Source organism: Vibrio sp. CAU 1672 (genome assembly GCF_029223195.1).
GTDB lineage: Bacteria > Pseudomonadota > Gammaproteobacteria > Enterobacterales > Vibrionaceae > Vibrio.
In genome coordinates, this window is sequence record NZ_JARHUF010000034.1 from 14,550 (window position 1) to 30,681 (window position 16,132).

12 protein-coding genes and 1 pseudogene are annotated in these 16,132 nt (G+C 47.6%); 2 read left to right on the forward strand and 11 right to left on the reverse strand.

The annotated features are described in order from the left end of the window. Nucleotide 1: 1 nt before the first annotated feature. Nucleotides 2-574, forward strand: coding sequence for a uracil-DNA glycosylase family protein (locus P2G85_RS19630; protein WP_275865759.1), 573 nt, complete (start codon nucleotides 2-4; stop codon nucleotides 572-574). Nucleotides 575-793: 219 nt separating this feature from the next. Here the strand turns inward: P2G85_RS19630 and hemE are convergent, their stop codons facing one another. Beyond that, nucleotides 794-1,861: a uroporphyrinogen decarboxylase gene (gene hemE, locus P2G85_RS19635; RefSeq protein WP_275865760.1), complete on the reverse strand. Its 1,068-nt coding sequence runs from the start codon at nucleotides 1,859-1,861 to the stop codon at nucleotides 794-796. 272 nt (nucleotides 1,862-2,133) lie between these two features. After that, on the reverse strand, nucleotides 2,134-2,916 hold the full coding sequence (gene nudC, locus P2G85_RS19640) for an NAD(+) diphosphatase (RefSeq protein WP_275865761.1): 783 nt from the start codon (nucleotides 2,914-2,916) through the stop codon (nucleotides 2,134-2,136). Between the two features lie 178 nt (nucleotides 2,917-3,094). Here nudC and rsd point away from each other — a divergent pair, with 178 nt between their 5' ends. Then, nucleotides 3,095-3,586, forward strand: a complete 492-nt coding sequence (gene rsd / locus P2G85_RS19645; protein WP_275865762.1) for a sigma D regulator — start codon at nucleotides 3,095-3,097, stop codon at nucleotides 3,584-3,586. Between the two features lie 134 nt (nucleotides 3,587-3,720). Here rsd and rpoC read toward each other — a convergent pair whose 3' ends face one another. The 9 genes and pseudogenes from rpoC to P2G85_RS19690 form a co-directional block, all read right to left on the reverse strand. Then, nucleotides 3,721-7,923 (reverse strand): DNA-directed RNA polymerase subunit beta', encoded by a 4,203-nt coding sequence (gene rpoC / locus P2G85_RS19650; protein ID WP_275865763.1) that lies wholly within the window; start codon nucleotides 7,921-7,923, stop codon nucleotides 3,721-3,723. A 103-nt stretch (nucleotides 7,924-8,026) separates the two neighbouring features. After that, complete coding sequence (gene rpoB / locus P2G85_RS19655) at nucleotides 8,027-12,055, reverse strand: DNA-directed RNA polymerase subunit beta (protein WP_275865764.1); 4,029 nt, start codon at nucleotides 12,053-12,055, stop codon at nucleotides 8,027-8,029. A 251-nt stretch (nucleotides 12,056-12,306) separates the two neighbouring features. Continuing rightward, on the reverse strand, nucleotides 12,307-12,675 hold the full coding sequence (rplL, locus tag P2G85_RS19660) for a 50S ribosomal protein L7/L12 (RefSeq protein ID WP_275865765.1): 369 nt from the start codon (nucleotides 12,673-12,675) through the stop codon (nucleotides 12,307-12,309). Nucleotides 12,676-12,732: 57 nt separating this feature from the next. Continuing rightward, entirely contained in the window at nucleotides 12,733-13,227 is a 495-nt protein-coding gene (rplJ, locus tag P2G85_RS19665; protein ID WP_275865766.1) for a 50S ribosomal protein L10, read from the reverse strand. A 300-nt stretch (nucleotides 13,228-13,527) separates the two neighbouring features. Beyond that, the gene (rplA, locus tag P2G85_RS19670) at nucleotides 13,528-14,229 is read right to left on the reverse strand and encodes a 50S ribosomal protein L1 (protein WP_045954529.1); all 702 of its coding nucleotides are present in this window, start codon (nucleotides 14,227-14,229) and stop codon (nucleotides 13,528-13,530) included. 4 nt (nucleotides 14,230-14,233) lie between these two features. Then, nucleotides 14,234-14,662 carry a 50S ribosomal protein L11 gene (gene rplK / locus P2G85_RS19675; RefSeq protein ID WP_006957115.1) on the reverse strand — a complete coding sequence of 143 codons (429 nt, stop codon included), beginning with the start codon at nucleotides 14,660-14,662 and terminating at the stop codon, nucleotides 14,234-14,236. Nucleotides 14,663-14,806: 144 nt separating this feature from the next. Next, nucleotides 14,807-15,355, reverse strand: coding sequence for a transcription termination/antitermination protein NusG (gene nusG / locus P2G85_RS19680; protein ID WP_005384681.1), 549 nt, complete (start codon nucleotides 15,353-15,355; stop codon nucleotides 14,807-14,809). 13 nt (nucleotides 15,356-15,368) lie between these two features. Beyond that, complete coding sequence (secE, locus tag P2G85_RS19685; protein ID WP_275865767.1) at nucleotides 15,369-15,749, reverse strand: preprotein translocase subunit SecE; 381 nt, start codon at nucleotides 15,747-15,749, stop codon at nucleotides 15,369-15,371. 267 nt (nucleotides 15,750-16,016) lie between these two features. After that, nucleotides 16,017-16,132, reverse strand: a pseudogene (locus P2G85_RS19690) (elongation factor Tu); the annotation flags it as partial.

The following is a 16,132-nucleotide window of genomic DNA, read 5'->3' on the forward strand; positions in this document are numbered from 1 at the left end:
CATGTCCTTAGCCACACTATTGCAGCAGGTTCGAGCCTGTCAGCTGTGCGCTCACGAACTTCCCTTAGGCGCAAATCCTGTTGTTCAGGCGGGTAAAGACGCTCGCTTGCTGATCATCGGCCAGGCTCCGGGCACACGCGTACACCAAACCTCCATTCCCTGGAATGACCCGAGTGGCAACAGGCTGCGCCAGTGGCTTGAAATCGACAAAGACGTTTTCTACAACGAGAATAAGGTCGCGATCATACCGATGGGTTTTTGCTATCCGGGCAAAGGTAACTCTGGTGACTTACCACCAAGAAAAGAGTGCGCGCCGACATGGCACAAGCCGATTCTTGATCTGCTCCCTAACATAGAGCTCACTCTGTTGATTGGCCAGTACTCACAGCAGTACTACCTTTCAAACAAGCCAAAGACTCTCACTCAAACCGTTAAACAGTGGCGAGATTGGGAGCCGGATTATATCCCGCTACCTCACCCTTCACCGCGCAATACCTTATGGCTGAAGAACAATCCATGGTTTGAGGACGAAGTGCTTCCTTACCTCAAAAAGCGGGTTCACTCGATGCTTTAGGTTACCCATGATCTAATTGCTCTTTTATCTGTACAAAAAATTAGACCACAATGACACAATGCCATATGCCATTGTTTTATATATCTTTTCCGCACTACGTACAGCTTGCCAAGCATTTAGAACATGGCAGGCCAAATACTCCTGAAACTGTACAACCCTGAATTTCAGGCAAAAAAATACCGGCAAAGGATGCCGGTATTGGGTTTCGCGAACTCGAGATTACTTGTGGTAAGGCTTAGATAACTCGTGTACTGCTTCAACAAACACGCCGGCATTTTCTGGCGGCACATCCAAGTGGATACCATGACCAAGGTTGAACACATGGCCGGTGCCCCCGTGGCCGAACCCTTCCAGAATGGTCGCCACTTCTTCACGGATACGCTCTGGCTGAGCATACAGCATGGATGGATCCATGTTGCCTTGCAGCGCGACTTTATCACCCACACGCGCTTTTGCGTCTGCAATGTTGATGGTCCAGTCCAGGCCAACGGCATCACAGCCTGTTGCCGCGATCTGCTCCAGCCACATTCCGCCATTCTTGGTAAATAGCGTTACGGGTACGCGACGACCGTCGTTTTCACGAATCAGCCCATCGACAATCTTGTGCATGTATTGCAACGAGAATAAATTGTAGTCACGCGGAGTCAGTACACCACCCCAGGTGTCAAACACCATCACTGACTGCGCACCGGCTTTGATCTGCGCATTGAGGTACTCAATCACGCTGTCTGCCAGTTTATCCAACAACAGGTGTAGCGTCTGTGGCTCGGCGTACATCATCTTCTTGATCTTGGTGAAGGCTTTTGAGCTGCCACCTTCCACCATGTAAGTAGCGAGGGTCCACGGGCTGCCCGAGAAACCAATTAATGGTACTTCGCCTTGCAAATCTTTACGGATCTGACGCACCGCATTCATCACATACTGCAGTTCACCTTCAGGATCCGGCAGGCCAATTTTTTCGACATCGGCCTTACAAGTAATCGGCTTATCGAACACCGGCCCTTCTCCGGCGGCAAAACGCAGCCCCAGGCCCATCGCATCAGGAATCGTCAAGATGTCTGAAAATAGGATCGCAGCATCGAGTGGAAACCGGCGTAATGGCTGTAGCGTCACTTCTGATGCAAGTTCCGCATTACGGCACAACGACATAAAGTCACCGGCTTGTGCGCGTGTTTCGCGATATTCAGGGAGGTAACGACCCGCCTGACGCATCATCCATACTGGCGTGTAATCAACTTGTTCTTTAAGCAACGCCCGCAGATAACGATCATTTTTTAATTCAGTCATTCCATAATTCCAATTATTCGGCTGTCTTTAAAAGCGCTATTCTATCACTGATTCAAGGCTAATAGCGGTGTGCTTTGCAACCGGGATCAAGTTATTAACTTTTAAATCAATGCTTAATTTGCACCCAACCAAGAACAGTGTTAAAAATTTGTTCGCTAGCGAAAACTACAATTATAAACTGAGTACCCGGTACTCAGCACCTCATAACGACATCTTACTTACCCCCTCCCTCTCGGAGGGTTTTTTTTATAAACTTTCCAGAGCCTTAATTATCATTCAGACAAAATATCCGCAACGGTTTGCTCGATCAACGCCCGGGCGATGGTTCCGTGCGGCGCGACCGGTGGCATATTTGCAGGGTAATACCACTGTGCGTCAGACAGCTCAGTATAATCCGGGTTCAGCTGTCCCGATTCATAATCGGCCAGAAACGCCATCATCATGCTGGATGGAAATGCCCAGGGCTGACTACCAAAATAACGGATATTCTTGACCTTGATACCGGTTTCTTCCTGCACTTCACGCGCGACACACTCTTCCAGCGTTTCACCCACCTCTAAAAAGCCCGCAATCACCGTGTACATGCCATTGCGATGCCTTGGATGCTGAGCCAACAAGATCTGCTTCTCCTTGCGTACAGCGACAATGATACACGGGAAGATTCGTGGATAATGCAACGTGCGGCAATCCCCGCACTGCATTGCCAACTGGTTATGATTAAGATGGTTACGGCCACCGCACTGAGGGCAAAACCGCAGGCTTTGCGTCATATGCCCATATTGCACCGCTTTACTCAACAGTAAAAACAGCGGCTCATCAAAATGGAGGCAATCGCGCAATGAAGTTAACGGCAGGTCTTGGGCTATGTCAGCCAAGTTCAGCCACATAACCGGAGTGTTTTGGTAATCGCCTATGCATCTGGAGCTGGCGATTGGTAAGGACAAATCTTCAGCTCTACCGTAAGGTAGCGTGCCGTCCACCAGCCATACATCACTTCCGGATACAACACACCAGTAAGCACTGGATACATGGCTTGCTTCACCTTTTCTTAACATTACGACTTCCCTTTGCTTGAAGTTCATCCATTTTACTGGCAATCTAATTTCATACCAGAGTTTGTCGTTGTGAATGATTACAACTATAAACTTTAGTAAGGACAAGCGTTTGTAATATCGTTACTAACTTTGCTTTGCAAAGAAGACGTTCGCCAGGCGGCGAATAGATCATGAGGGCATGGTCATGCTAAGAAAATTCAAACAAACCCAGGAACAATGGGGTGGCTCCAGTGAGGTCATTGATCACTGGCTAGAGACGCGACAATCCTTAATTGTCGAATACTGTAAGCTTGCAGCACTGCAACCTTGTTCGAAATCCAATGTCATTGAACTCCCTTCTCCTGACGAACTTCAGCACTTCTGCCAACACCTTGTCGACTACATCTCCGAAGGTCACTTTAAAATCTACGATATGGTGATGGATAAATGGAAAGCGACCGGCTTTGTCGCCACCAATGAAATCAACCAAGCCTACGGAAAAATTGTCATCACCACAGAACCATTACTGAACTTTACGGACAAGTACTCCGATGTTTCTGCCGATGATGAGTTAGCTGATTTTGATTCAGATATGTCTTTGATAGGGGAAATCATTGAAACGCGTTTTGAGGTCGAAGATCACCTGATCCAATTGATTGCCGATAGTTTGGCGGTTCCACCAGGCGCATAAACGAGAAAGGCATAAGGGTTGATGTGGACACGTCAGCCCTTTTTGATCGCTCGTATAGCAATCATCAACACTGGTTAAAAAAGTGAGATACAAAAAAGGCACCCTAAGGTGCCTTTTATTTTCGTTCTTACCGATTACTCGTCAGAAGAGAAGCCTGCGTTTAGTAGTGCAGCCAGGTTATCCGTTGCTTGTTCAGCAGACGGGCCTTCTTGCGCTTCAGTACGCTTAGCTTGGCGCTCTTGATGGTAAGCGAAACCAGTACCAGCTGGGATCAGACGACCAACAATCACGTTCTCTTTCAGACCACGTAGATCATCACGCTTACCAGAAACTGCTGCTTCTGTTAGTACGCGAGTTGTCTCCTGGAACGATGCCGCAGAGATGAATGACTCAGTAGCCAGAGATGCTTTGGTAATACCCAGTAGCTCACGTTCGATACGTGCCGGCTCTTTGCCTTCAGCTTCTAGGTTACGGTTAGCGATCTTAACCTGTGCGTATTCAACTTGCTCGCCTGGTAGGAACTCAGAATCACCTGCGTGAGTAATAGTACACTTACGTAGCATCTGACGAACAATAGTTTCAATGTGCTTATCGTTAATCTTAACGCCTTGCAGACGGTAAACTTCCTGTACTTCGTTAGCGATGTACTGTGTCACAGCATGAATACCACGCAAGCGTAGGATATCGTGCGGAGACTCTGGACCATCAGCGATCACGTCGCCACGTTCCACTTTCTCGCCTTCGAATACGTTCAGCTGACGATGCTTAGGAATCATCTCTTCGTACGTGTCACCACCCTCGCGAGTGATCACCAGGCGACGTTTACCTTTAGTTTCTTTACCGAAGCTCACCGTACCGGTGTGCTCAGCAAGAATCGCAGGCTCTTTCGGCTTACGTGCTTCGAACAGGTCAGCAACTCGTGGAAGACCACCGGTGATATCTTTGTTACCGCCAGACTTCTGAGGAATACGTGCAAGCGTATCACCCACACCCACTTCTGCACCATCTTCGATGTTTACGATCGCTTTACCTGGTAGGAAGTAATGCGCTGGCATATCGGTACCAGGGATAGTCACATCGTTGCCTTGCTCGTCAACAAGTTTGATAGCTGGACGCATATCTTTACCTGCTGCTGGACGAGCCGCCGCTTCTGTTACTTCACTTGAAGACAGGCCGGTCAGGTCATCAGTTTGGCGAGAAACGGTTACACCATCGATCATATCTACGAACTGGATACGACCTGCCACTTCAGTGATGATTGGCATGGTGTGCGCTTCCCAGTTTGCTACTGTTTCACCAGCAGTAACCACGTCGCCGTCTGCTTTGCTCAGTAGAGAACCGTAAGGCAGTTTGTGTTTCTCTTTGGTACGGCCAAACTCATCAATAATGGTCAGCTCTGACGCACGAGAAGTGATAACCAACTTACCGTCTTTGTTCGTAACGAACTTAGCATTGTGTAGCTTCACAGAACCGTTGTTCTTCGCCTGAATGCTGTTCTCTGCTGCTGCTGTCGATGCCGCACCACCGATGTGGAACGTACGCATGGTCAGCTGGGTACCCGGTTCACCGATAGACTGAGCAGCAATAACGCCGACTGCTTCACCTTGGTTCACTAGGTGACCGCGTGCCAGGTCACGACCGTAACACTGTGCACAACAACCGAAGTCAGAATCACAGGTAACTACAGAGCGCACTTTCATGCTGTCTACTGAGTTCTCTTCCATGATCTGACACCACTTCTCATCAATCAGAGTATTACGTGGGATCAGAACTTCTTCAGTACCAGGCTTAAGAACGTCTTCAGCAACTACACGGCCCAGAGCAAGCTCAGTTAGTGCAACTTTAACATCACCACCCTCGATGTGAGGCATCATGTCAACACCTTCAACAGTGCCACAGTCATGTTCAGTTACAACAACGTCTTGAGCAACGTCTACTAGACGACGAGTTAGGTAACCCGAGTTCGCTGTTTTCAGTGCCGTATCCGCAAGACCCTTACGAGCACCGTGCGTTGAGATAAAGTACTGAAGTACGTTCAGACCTTCTTTAAAGTTCGCAGTGATCGGCGTTTCGATGATCGAACCATCCGGACGAGCCATCAGACCACGCATACCCGCTAGCTGACGAATCTGAGCTGCAGAACCACGAGCGCCCGAGTCGGCCATCATGTAGATGCTGTTGAACGACTCTTGCTGCTCTTCTTCGCCATCGCGGTTAATGACAGCTTCTGAAGACAGGTTCTCCATCATCGCTTTCGCAACGCGATCGTTGGTTGATGCCCAGATATCGATCACTTTGTTGTAGCGCTCGCCCGCAGTTACAAGACCAGACTGGTACTGTTCTTGAATTTCGCGAACTTCTTCTTCCGCTTCAGCGATTTCAGTGTACTTAGCTGGCGGTACAACCATATCGTCGATACCAACCGATACCCCAGAAAGTGCTGCGTAAGCGAAACCTGCGTACATGATTTGGTCAGCGAAGATAACGGTATCTTTCAGACCCAGCTTACGGTAAGCCTCGTTAAGCAGGTTAGAAATCTGTTTCTTACCTAGCTTCTGGTTAACCAGGCTAAATGGCAGGCCACTTGGCACGATTTGCCATAGCATTGCACGGCCGATAGTGGTATCAACCATCTTGGTTTCAGTCGTGCTGTTACCGTCTTCATCAACAACCGTTTCAGTAATACGTACTTTAACGCGAGCGTGCAGTTCAGCCGTCTTAGTGCGGTATGCTTTCTCAGCCTCAGCCGGGCCAGAAAGGTACATGCCCTCACCTTTCACGTTGATCTTTTCACGAGTCATGTAGTACAGACCCAATACCACGTCCTGAGAAGGTACGATGATCGGATCACCTGACGCTGGCGACAGAATGTTGTTAGTCGACATCATCAGCGTACGTGCTTCAAGCTGTGCCTCTAGAGTTAGAGGTACGTGAACCGCCATTTGGTCACCATCGAAGTCCGCGTTGTACGCCGCACACACTAGTGGGTGTAGCTGAATCGCTTTACCTTCGATCAGTACTGGTTCGAACGCCTGAATACCTAGACGGTGAAGTGTCGGTGCACGGTTCAATAGTACTGGGTGTTCACGGATTACTTCATCCAGGATATCCCAAACAACCGCTTCTTCACGCTCTACCATTTTCTTCGCCGCTTTGATCGTAGTCGCAAGACCACGAGTCTCTAGCTTGCTGTAGATAAATGGTTTAAATAGCTCAAGTGCCATCTTCTTAGGAAGACCACACTGGTGCAGACGAAGGTACGGACCTACTGTGATTACAGAACGGCCAGAGTAGTCTACACGTTTACCTAGCAGGTTCTGACGGAAACGACCTTGTTTACCCTTGATCATATCAGCAAGAGATTTCAGAGGACGCTTGTTAGAACCTGTGATCGCACGACCACGACGACCGTTATCCAGTAGCGCATCAACAGACTCTTGCAGCATACGTTTTTCGTTACGTACGATGATGTCCGGAGCAGCTAGCTCTAGAAGACGCTTCAAACGGTTGTTACGGTTGATCACACGACGGTATAGATCGTTCAGATCAGAAGTCGCAAAGCGGCCGCCATCTAGTGGTACCAGAGGACGTAGATCTGGCGGAAGTACTGGTAGTACAGTTAGGATCATCCACTCTGGGTTGTTGCCAGATTGAATAAACGCTTCTACCAGTTTCAGACGCTTAGTGACTTTCTTACGCTTAGTTTCAGAGTTTGTCGTTTCAAGCTCTTCGCGCATTTGTTCAGCTTCAGCGTGCATATCCATAGCACCAAGAAGATCCTTGATCGCTTCTGCACCCATTTTAGCGGTGAACTCGTCGCCCCACTCTTCTAGACGATCCAGATACTCTTCTTCCGTTAGCATCTGACCTTTTTCTAGATCCGTCATACCCGGTTCAGTTACTACGTACATTTCGAAGTAAAGAACACGTTCGATATCACGCAGCGGGATATCCATCAGCAGACCGATACGAGACGGCAGTGATTTTAGGAACCAGATGTGAGCTACTGGTGAAGCAAGCTCGATGTGGCCCATACGGTCACGACGAACTTTAGTTTGGGTAACTTCTACACCACACTTCTCACAGATAACACCACGGTGCTTCAGGCGCTTGTATTTACCACAAAGACATTCGTAGTCTTTTACTGGACCAAAGATACGCGCACAGAACAAACCATCGCGTTCAGGTTTGAACGTACGATAGTTGATCGTTTCAGGTTTTTTCACTTCACCGAAAGACCATGAACGGATCATGTCTGGTGAAGATAGACCGATTTTGATTGCATCAAATTCTTCGGTCTTATGCTGTGCTTTTAGAAAGTTTAATAAGTCTTTCACAATCAGCTCCTGTAAGGAGTTAAAAGGGGCTCACCCGAAAGTGAGCACCTTCTTCCAAATAATCGCTTTTCATTCTCTCAACCTTAGTCAAGAGAGAAACGGATTACTCTTCGTCTTCTAGCTCGATGTTGATACCTAGCGAGCGGATCTCTTTCAACAGTACGTTGAACGATTCTGGCATACCAGGTTCCATGCTGTGGTTACCATCTACGATGTTTTTGTACATCTTAGTACGGCCGTTAACGTCATCCGACTTAACCGTTAGCATTTCTTGTAGGGTGTAAGCTGCACCGTATGCTTCCAGTGCCCATACTTCCATCTCACCGAAACGCTGACCACCGAACTGAGCTTTACCACCAAGTGGTTGCTGAGTTACCAGGCTGTACGAACCAGTTGAACGAGCGTGCATCTTGTCATCAACAAGGTGGTTCAGTTTCAGCATGTACATGTAACCTACAGTTACAGGACGCTCAAACGCATCACCTGTGCGACCATCAAACAACGTTAGCTGACCAGATGTTGGTAGGTCCGCTAGCTCAAGAAGTGCTTTGATTGACGCTTCTGGTGCACCGTCAAATACTGGAGTCGCGATTGGTAGACCACCACGCAGGTTCTTGATCAAAGTACGTACTTCGTCATCTGATAGAGAAGCAATATCTACTTTCTGGCGAGTGTCGCCCAGATCGTAAACTTTTTGTAGGAACTCACGGAATTTCGCCAGTTCTTGCTGCTCTTTCACCATCTGGTTGATCTTGTCACCGATACCTTTCGCTGCCAGACCTAAGTGTACTTCTAGGATCTGACCGATGTTCATACGCGAAGGTACACCCAGTGGGTTAAGTACGATGTCGACCGGCTGACCTTTCTCATCGTATGGCATGTCTTCAACAGGGTTGATCTTAGAGATTACACCCTTGTTACCGTGACGACCCGCCATCTTATCACCAGGCTGGATACGACGTTTAACCGCTAGGTAAACCTTAACGATCTTCAGTACGCCAGGTGCCAGATCATCACCTTGAGTGATCTTGCGACGCTTGGTTTCGAACTTCTTATCGAAGTCAGCTTTTAGCTCGTCCCACTGCTCTGCCAGTTGCTCTAGCTGAGTTTGTAGTGCGTCATCTTCCAGCGTTAGTTCTAGCCACTTCTTACGTTCAGTCGCGTCTAGTTTCGCTTCAGAGTAGCCGCCTTCGATCAGCACAGCTTTAACACGGTTTAAAAGGCCACCCTCAAGAATCTGGAATTCTTCAGTTAGGTCTTTCTTCGCTTCTTTAAGCTGCATTTGCTCGATTTCAAGCGCACGCTTGTCTTTCTCTACGCCATCGCGAGTGAAGACTTGAACGTCGATAATCGTACCTGAAACAGAGTTAGGTACACGCAGTGAAGTATCTTTAACGTCAGATGCTTTTTCACCGAAGATTGCACGTAGTAGCTTCTCTTCAGGCGTTAGTTGAGTTTCACCTTTCGGGGTTACTTTACCAACCAGGATGTCACCACCCTTAACTTCAGCACCGATGTAAACGATACCTGACTCGTCTAGTTTAGACAGAGCAGATTCACCTACGTTTGGAATATCCGCTGTGATCTCTTCAGAACCCAGCTTGGTATCACGTGCCACACAAGTCAGTTCTTGAATGTGGATTGTTGTGAAACGGTCTTCTTGAACTACGCGCTCAGATACTAAGATCGAGTCCTCGAAGTTGTAGCCGTTCCAAGGCATAAACGCGATACGCATGTTTTGACCAAGCGCTAGCTCACCCAGGTCAGTTGAAGGACCATCAGCAAGAACATCACCACGTAGTACAGGTTCACCTGGCATTACACATGGGCGCTGGTTAATACACGTGTTCTGGTTAGAACGGGTGTATTTCGTCAGGTTGTAGATGTCGATACCAGCTTCGCCAGGTACCAATTCTTCTTCGTTCACTTTCACAACGATACGAGAAGCGTCTACTGACTGGATTACACCACCACGTTTCGCAACTGCAGTTACACCGGAGTCAACCGCTACGTTACGTTCAATACCAGTACCTACAAGCGGTTTGTCAGCTTTCAGTGTTGGAACTGCCTGACGTTGCATGTTCGCACCCATCAATGCACGGTTCGCATCATCGTGTTCTAGGAACGGGATAAGCGATGCAGCGATAGATACAACCTGGTTGGTCGCAACGTCCATGTACTGGGCGTGCTCACGAGGGTGTAGACCAGATTCACCTTTCTGACGAGCGGTGATCAGCTCATCGGCAAACGTACCTTCTTCAGTTAGCGCAGCGTTAGCCTGTGCGATAACGAATTGGCCTTCTTCGATGGCAGATAGGTAATCTACTTCGTCTGTAACAACGCCATCTACTACGCGACGGTATGGAGTCTCTAGGAAACCGTACTCGTTGCAGCGCGCAAACGCAGACAGAGAGTTGATCAGACCGATGTTTGGACCTTCAGGTGTTTCGATCGGACATAGACGACCGTAGTGAGTTACGTGTACGTCACGTACCTCGAAGCCTGCACGTTCACGAGTCAGACCGCCAGGGCCCAATGCAGAGATACGACGTTTGTGCGTAACTTCTGACAACGGGTTGTTTTGGTCCATGAACTGTGACAGCTGTGAAGAGCCAAAGAATTCTTTAACCGCGGCTGAAATAGGCTTAGCGTTGATCAGGTCTTGAGGCATGATTGCATCAAGATCACCAAGGCTTAGGCGCTCTTTCACTGCACGCTCAACACGTACAAGACCAACGCGGAATTGGTTTTCAGCCATTTCACCAACAGAACGGATACGACGGTTACCCAGGTGGTCGATATCGTCGACTTCACCTTTACCGTTACGGATCGCGATCAGCTTCTGCATCACTTCAACGATATCTGTCTCGTCAAGCGTACCTTGCTCTTGAGCATCAGTACGGCCGATAGAGCTGTTGAACTTCATACGACCAACGGTCGACAGATCGTAACGCTCTTCCGAGAAGAATAGGCTTTCGAACAGTGCTTCTGCTGCTTCTTTTGTTGGTGGCTCGCCCGGGCGCATCATGCGGTAGATTTCTACCAATGCAGAAATACGATCAACAGTGCTGTCGATACGTAGTGTTTCTGACATGAATGGACCGTGGTCTAGATCGTTCGTAAACAGAACTTCTAGCGCTTTATGGCCAGCTTGAGAAAGATTTGCTAGTGCTTCCAGGCTGATTTCCTGGTTAGCAGCAACGATGATCTCGCCGGTTGCTTCGTTGATGTAATCTTTCGATGCAACTTTACCTACGATGTACTCAACCGGTACCTCGATATGATCCACGCTTTCTTTTTCAAGTTGGCGGATATGGCGAGCCGTTACACGGCGACCTTGCTCAACGTAAACTTTACCGTTCGCTTCAATGTCGAATGACGCAGTTTCACCGCGCAGACGATCCGGAACCAACTCCATCAATAGAGTCTGGTCTTTCACTTCGAAGTTCACTTTCTCGAAGAAGATATCCAGGATCTCTTCTGTCGACTTACCTAGTGCACGAAGGATAATCGAAGCCGGCAGTTTACGACGGCGGTCGATACGCACGTACAGGTTATCCTTAGGATCAAACTCGAAATCAAGCCATGAACCACGGTAAGGAATAACACGTGCGTTGTAGAGAACTTTACCTGAAGAGTGGGTCTTACCCTTATCGCTGTCGAAGAACACGCCTGGGCTTCGGTGCAGCTGGGATACGATAACCCTCTCGGTACCATTAATTACGAAGGTACCATTTTCAGTCATGAGTGGGATTTCACCCATGTAGACTTCTTGTTCTTTAATGTCTTTTACGGTACCTGCTGGCGCGTCTTTATCAAAGATAACCAGGCGTAGTTTTACGCGTAGTGGCTTTGAATACGTAACGCCGCGAATTTGACATTCTTTCACGTCAAATACTGGCTCACCAAGACGGTAGCTAACGTATTGCAGCTCAGAGTTGCCGTTGTAGCTCTGAATCGGGAATACAGAACGGAAAGCAGCCTCAAGACCGTATTGCCCTTCAGGATCCTGTTCGATAAATTTGTCGAACGAATCGAGCTGGATCGATAGCAGGTATGGAATGTCCAAAACTTGTGGACGAGTACCAAAGTCCTTACGGATGCGCTTTTTCTCGGTATAAGAGTAAACCATGGGGTTCCTCAGCTCGCTGATAAGTGACCCAAACTGTCCGCCCGCTCCTAGTTACTTAAGGGGGGTAAGGGACAGTGACTAATCTAGCTGTTTACTGTAGTAACACTTCATTGCGTAGGAATGAAATGTGTTTTGCTTGGATATCAGGCGCTTAAACAGCGGGAAAATTCGCCTATACCCTACAGCGCAAAAAGGCCGGTGGTTAAAAAACCACCAGCCATTAGCCGTCAGGCTAAGAAACTATGCAATAATTACTTAACAGTAACACTTGCACCAGCTTCTTCTAGCTGAGCTTTAAGAGCTTCAGCTTCTGCTTTCTCAACGCCTTCTTTCAGAGGTGCTGGAGCGCCGTCTACAAGAGCTTTAGCTTCTTTCAGACCTAGACCAGTTGCGCCACGTACTGCTTTGATTACAGCAACTTTGTTACCGCCAGCAGATTCTAGGATTACGTCGAATTCAGTTTGCTCAGCAGCAGCTTCGCCTGCAGCAGCGCCGCCAGCTACAACAGCAGCAGCAGCAGAAACACCGAATTTCTCTTCCATTGCTTCGATTAGTTCAACAACTTGCATTACAGACATTTCTGCAACTGCATCTAGGATTTGCTCGTTAGTAATAGACATAACAATTCTCTTTTAAATCAACAATAAGTTTATTAAGCAACCAGAAAAAAGCAAGGCTTACGCCGCAGCTTCTTCTTTTTGATCGCGGATAGCAGCGAAGGTACGTACCAGCTTGCCTGCAGAAGCTTCTTTCATGCACATCATTAGGCGTGCGATTGCTTCGTCGTAAGTTGGTAGTGTCGCTAGTACTTCAGCGTCAGTTAGCGCGCCTTCAAATGCAGCAGCTTTGATCTCGAAGTCTTTGTTCTCTTTAGCGAAGTCTTTGAAAAGACGCGCTGCAGCACCTGGGTGCTCGTTAGAGAATGCGATTAGTGTAGGACCAGTGAAAGTGTCAGTTAGACACTCGTACTCAGTACCTTCAACCGCACGACGCATTAGAGTGTTACGAACAACTCGTACGTAAACACCAGCTTCACGAGCTTGTTTACGTAGAGATGTCATCGCGCTCACTTCAACGCCACGAGAGTCAGCTACAACTGCAGAAAGTGCACCACTGGCTGCTTCGTTGACTTCAGCAACAATTGCTTTTTTGTCTTGAAGGTTTAAAGCCATCTTGGATTTACTCCTGGTTGTTATTACACCACTCACTATTATCACAACAGTGAGAGCTATTGAGGTGCTTCCCAGAAGAAAGGTAACTATTTACATAGAGCTTTCTGTCAGTTCGGGCACCATCTACGTAGGACAATTAAGTCATCATTTGAAAAACAAATTCAGACACCTACGGTCTTGGACGGAGACTGGGTCATAATTCACAACAAATTCTAGAAGAATTTAATGAACCAAAGTTCAGCCCCAACCACAAATATTAGGCGCAAAATTATACACAAATTTCGCGCCTAAGCAAATAAATTATGCTTGAGTGTTCAGGCTAGCCTGATCAACAGCAACACCAGCACCCATGGTAGTAGAGATGCTTACTTTCTGCAGGAAAGTACCTTTAGCAGAAGATGGCTTAGCTTTCTTCAGAGCAACTAGAAGTGCTTCTAGGTTCTCTTTGATCTGCTCAGCAGAGAAGTTTGCTTTACCGATAGTAGTGTGGATGATGCCGTTTTTGTCGTTACGGTAACGAACCTGACCAGCTTTAGCGTTCTTAACTGCTTCAGCAACGTTAGGAGTTACAGTACCAACTTTAGGGTTTGGCATTAGACCGCGAGGACCTAGGATAGTACCTAGTTGACCTACAACGCGCATTGCATCTGGAGAAGCAACAACTACGTCGAAGTTCATTTCGCCTTTCTTCACTTGCTCAGCAAGATCTTCCATACCAACGATGTCTGCGCCAGCTTCTTTAGCTGCTTCAGCGTTTGCACCTTGAGTGAACACTGCAACGCGGATTTCGCGGCCAGTACCGTGAGGTAGTACAGTTGCACCACGTACGTTCTGGTCAGATTTACGAGCATCGATGCCAAGGTTAACAGCAACGTCTACAGACTCAACGAATTTAGCAGTTGCTAGTTCTTGAAGAAGAGCTACAGCTTCGTTGATTTCGTATTCTTTAGTTACGTCGACTTTTTCGCGGATTACGCGCATGCGCTTAGTTAGTTTTGCCATGATCTTAACCCTCTACCACTAGGCCCATTGAACGAGCAGTACCAGCGATTGAGCGTTTCATCGCTTCGATGTCAGCACCAGTCATATCAGCAGCTTTAGTTTCTGCGATTTCTTGGATTTGAGCGTCAGTTACAGTACCCACTTTTTCAGTGTTTGGACGACCTGAACCAGACTTAACGCCAGCCGCTTTCTTCAGAAGAACCGCCGCAGGTGGAGTCTTAGTGATGAACGTGAAAGAACGGTCGTTGTATACAGTGATAACTACTGGAGTAGGTAGACCTTTCTCGATAGATTCTGTTTTCGCGTTGAACGCTTTACAGAATTCCATGATGTTAACACCGTGCTGACCTAGAGCAGGACCTACTGGTGGACTTGGGTTCGCCATACCAGCTGCAACTTGTAGCTTGATGTAAGCTTCAACTTTCTTAGCCATGATAATTCCTAAGTTTTGGGTTCAAACGCTAATCCACTGATCAGCTCCCCGTTTACGTAAAATACTTTTTACTTCAGAAGAAGTAAAAAGGCGCGAAATTATAGTCATAATTCGCGCCTTAAACAACCCTATTCAGGTGTTTTTTTAATCAAGTTTTTCAACTTGACCAAATTCAAGCTCAACTGGTGTTGCGCGACCAAAGATCGACACAGACACTTTCAGGCGGCTCTTCTCGTAATCCACTTCTTCAACAGTACCATTGAAGTCAGCAAATGGACCTTCGTTAACACGTACCACTTCACCTGCCTCATACATAGTACGTGGACGAGGTGCTTCACTCGCTTTCTCAAGACGGTTAAGAATTGCGTCAGCTTCTTTGTCTGTGATAGGTGCAGGACGATCTGAGGTACCACCAATGAAGCCCATGACACGCGGCACACTGCGTACTAGGTGCCATGATTCATCGTTCATAATCATCTGAACAAGGACGTAACCCGGGAAGAACTTACGCTCAGATTTACGACGTTGACCTGCGCGCATTTCCACTACTTCTTCAGTAGGAACCAGTACTTCACCAAATAGCTCTTCCATACCATGCATTTTGATATGCTCGCGAAGAGATTGAGCTACGCGACCTTCAAATCCAGAGAAGGCTTGAACCACATACCAGCGTTTTTTTGGAGCTTCACTCATGAATTAAAACCCTCTATACCCCAGTCGCTAGAGCAACTAGACGAACCATGATGCCGTCAATGCCCCATAGCGCTAGAGCCATTACAATACTTACAGCTAAAACGATCAGTGTTGTTTGCATGGTTTCTTGACGCGTTGGCCAAACCACTTTACGAACCTCCATACGGGATTCTTTTGCAAAACTGATCGCTGCTTTACCTTTAGTCGTGGTTGCAGCGACGCCAAGAGCGCCAGCAATCAGAACAACCACACCTGCAGCACGAAGTACTACAGACATATCACCATACAGGTAATTACCCACAACAGCGGCCGCTGCCAATACGAAAGCGGCGACCCACTTGAACGTATCAGCTGCGTTTGAGCTATCAGGAGTTTCAGCATTATTTGCTTTCATAAAACCAACCTGTCACAAGTCTTACTATAGACGACAACAACCCCGCTGTTGCAGGGCAAACTCCATATCGCTGAAAAAATCAGCGTTACTCTCTTAAGATTAAGCCTCTCTGCCTAATCTTGCTCTGCGCCCGACGCATTTTGCACAAGAAAACAGCAAAAATTATCTTCAGCGCAGAAAAAGGGCATCAAATGATGCCCTTTTTGCTACTGGTTCGTCAAATCTTATTCAAAAGATTTTCAGACATCTTCGTCAATTCGTTAAGAATTATTCGAAGATCTTAGCAACAACACCAGCACCTACTGTACGGCCACCTTCACGGATCGCGAAACGTAGACCTTCGTCCATTGCGATTGGTGCGATTAGCTCAACAGTCATCTTGA

Bases quoted from the DNA above. Each gene is read 5' to 3' on its own strand.
- P2G85_RS19630 (WP_275865759.1), top strand. From the start codon at position 2: ATGTCCTTAGCCACACTATTGCAGCAGGTTCGAGCCTGTCAGCTGTGC.
- hemE (WP_275865760.1), bottom strand. From the start codon at position 1,861: ATGACTGAATTAAAAAATGATCGTTATCTGCGGGCGTTGCTTAAAGAA.
- nudC (WP_275865761.1), bottom strand. From the start codon at position 2,916: ATGTTAAGAAAAGGTGAAGCAAGCCATGTATCCAGTGCTTACTGGTGT.
- rsd (WP_275865762.1), top strand. From the start codon at position 3,095: ATGGTCATGCTAAGAAAATTCAAACAAACCCAGGAACAATGGGGTGGC.
- rpoB (WP_275865764.1), bottom strand. From the start codon at position 12,055: ATGGTTTACTCTTATACCGAGAAAAAGCGCATCCGTAAGGACTTTGGT.
- rplL (WP_275865765.1), bottom strand. From the start codon at position 12,675: ATGTCTATTACTAACGAGCAAATCCTAGATGCAGTTGCAGAAATGTCT.
- rplJ (WP_275865766.1), bottom strand. From the start codon at position 13,227: ATGGCTTTAAACCTTCAAGACAAAAAAGCAATTGTTGCTGAAGTCAAC.
- rplA (WP_045954529.1), bottom strand. From the start codon at position 14,229: ATGGCAAAACTAACTAAGCGCATGCGCGTAATCCGCGAAAAAGTCGAC.
- rplK (WP_006957115.1), bottom strand. From the start codon at position 14,662: ATGGCTAAGAAAGTTGAAGCTTACATCAAGCTACAAGTTGCAGCTGGT.
- nusG (WP_005384681.1), bottom strand. From the start codon at position 15,355: ATGAGTGAAGCTCCAAAAAAACGCTGGTATGTGGTTCAAGCCTTCTCT.
- secE (WP_275865767.1), bottom strand. From the start codon at position 15,749: ATGAAAGCAAATAATGCTGAAACTCCTGATAGCTCAAACGCAGCTGAT.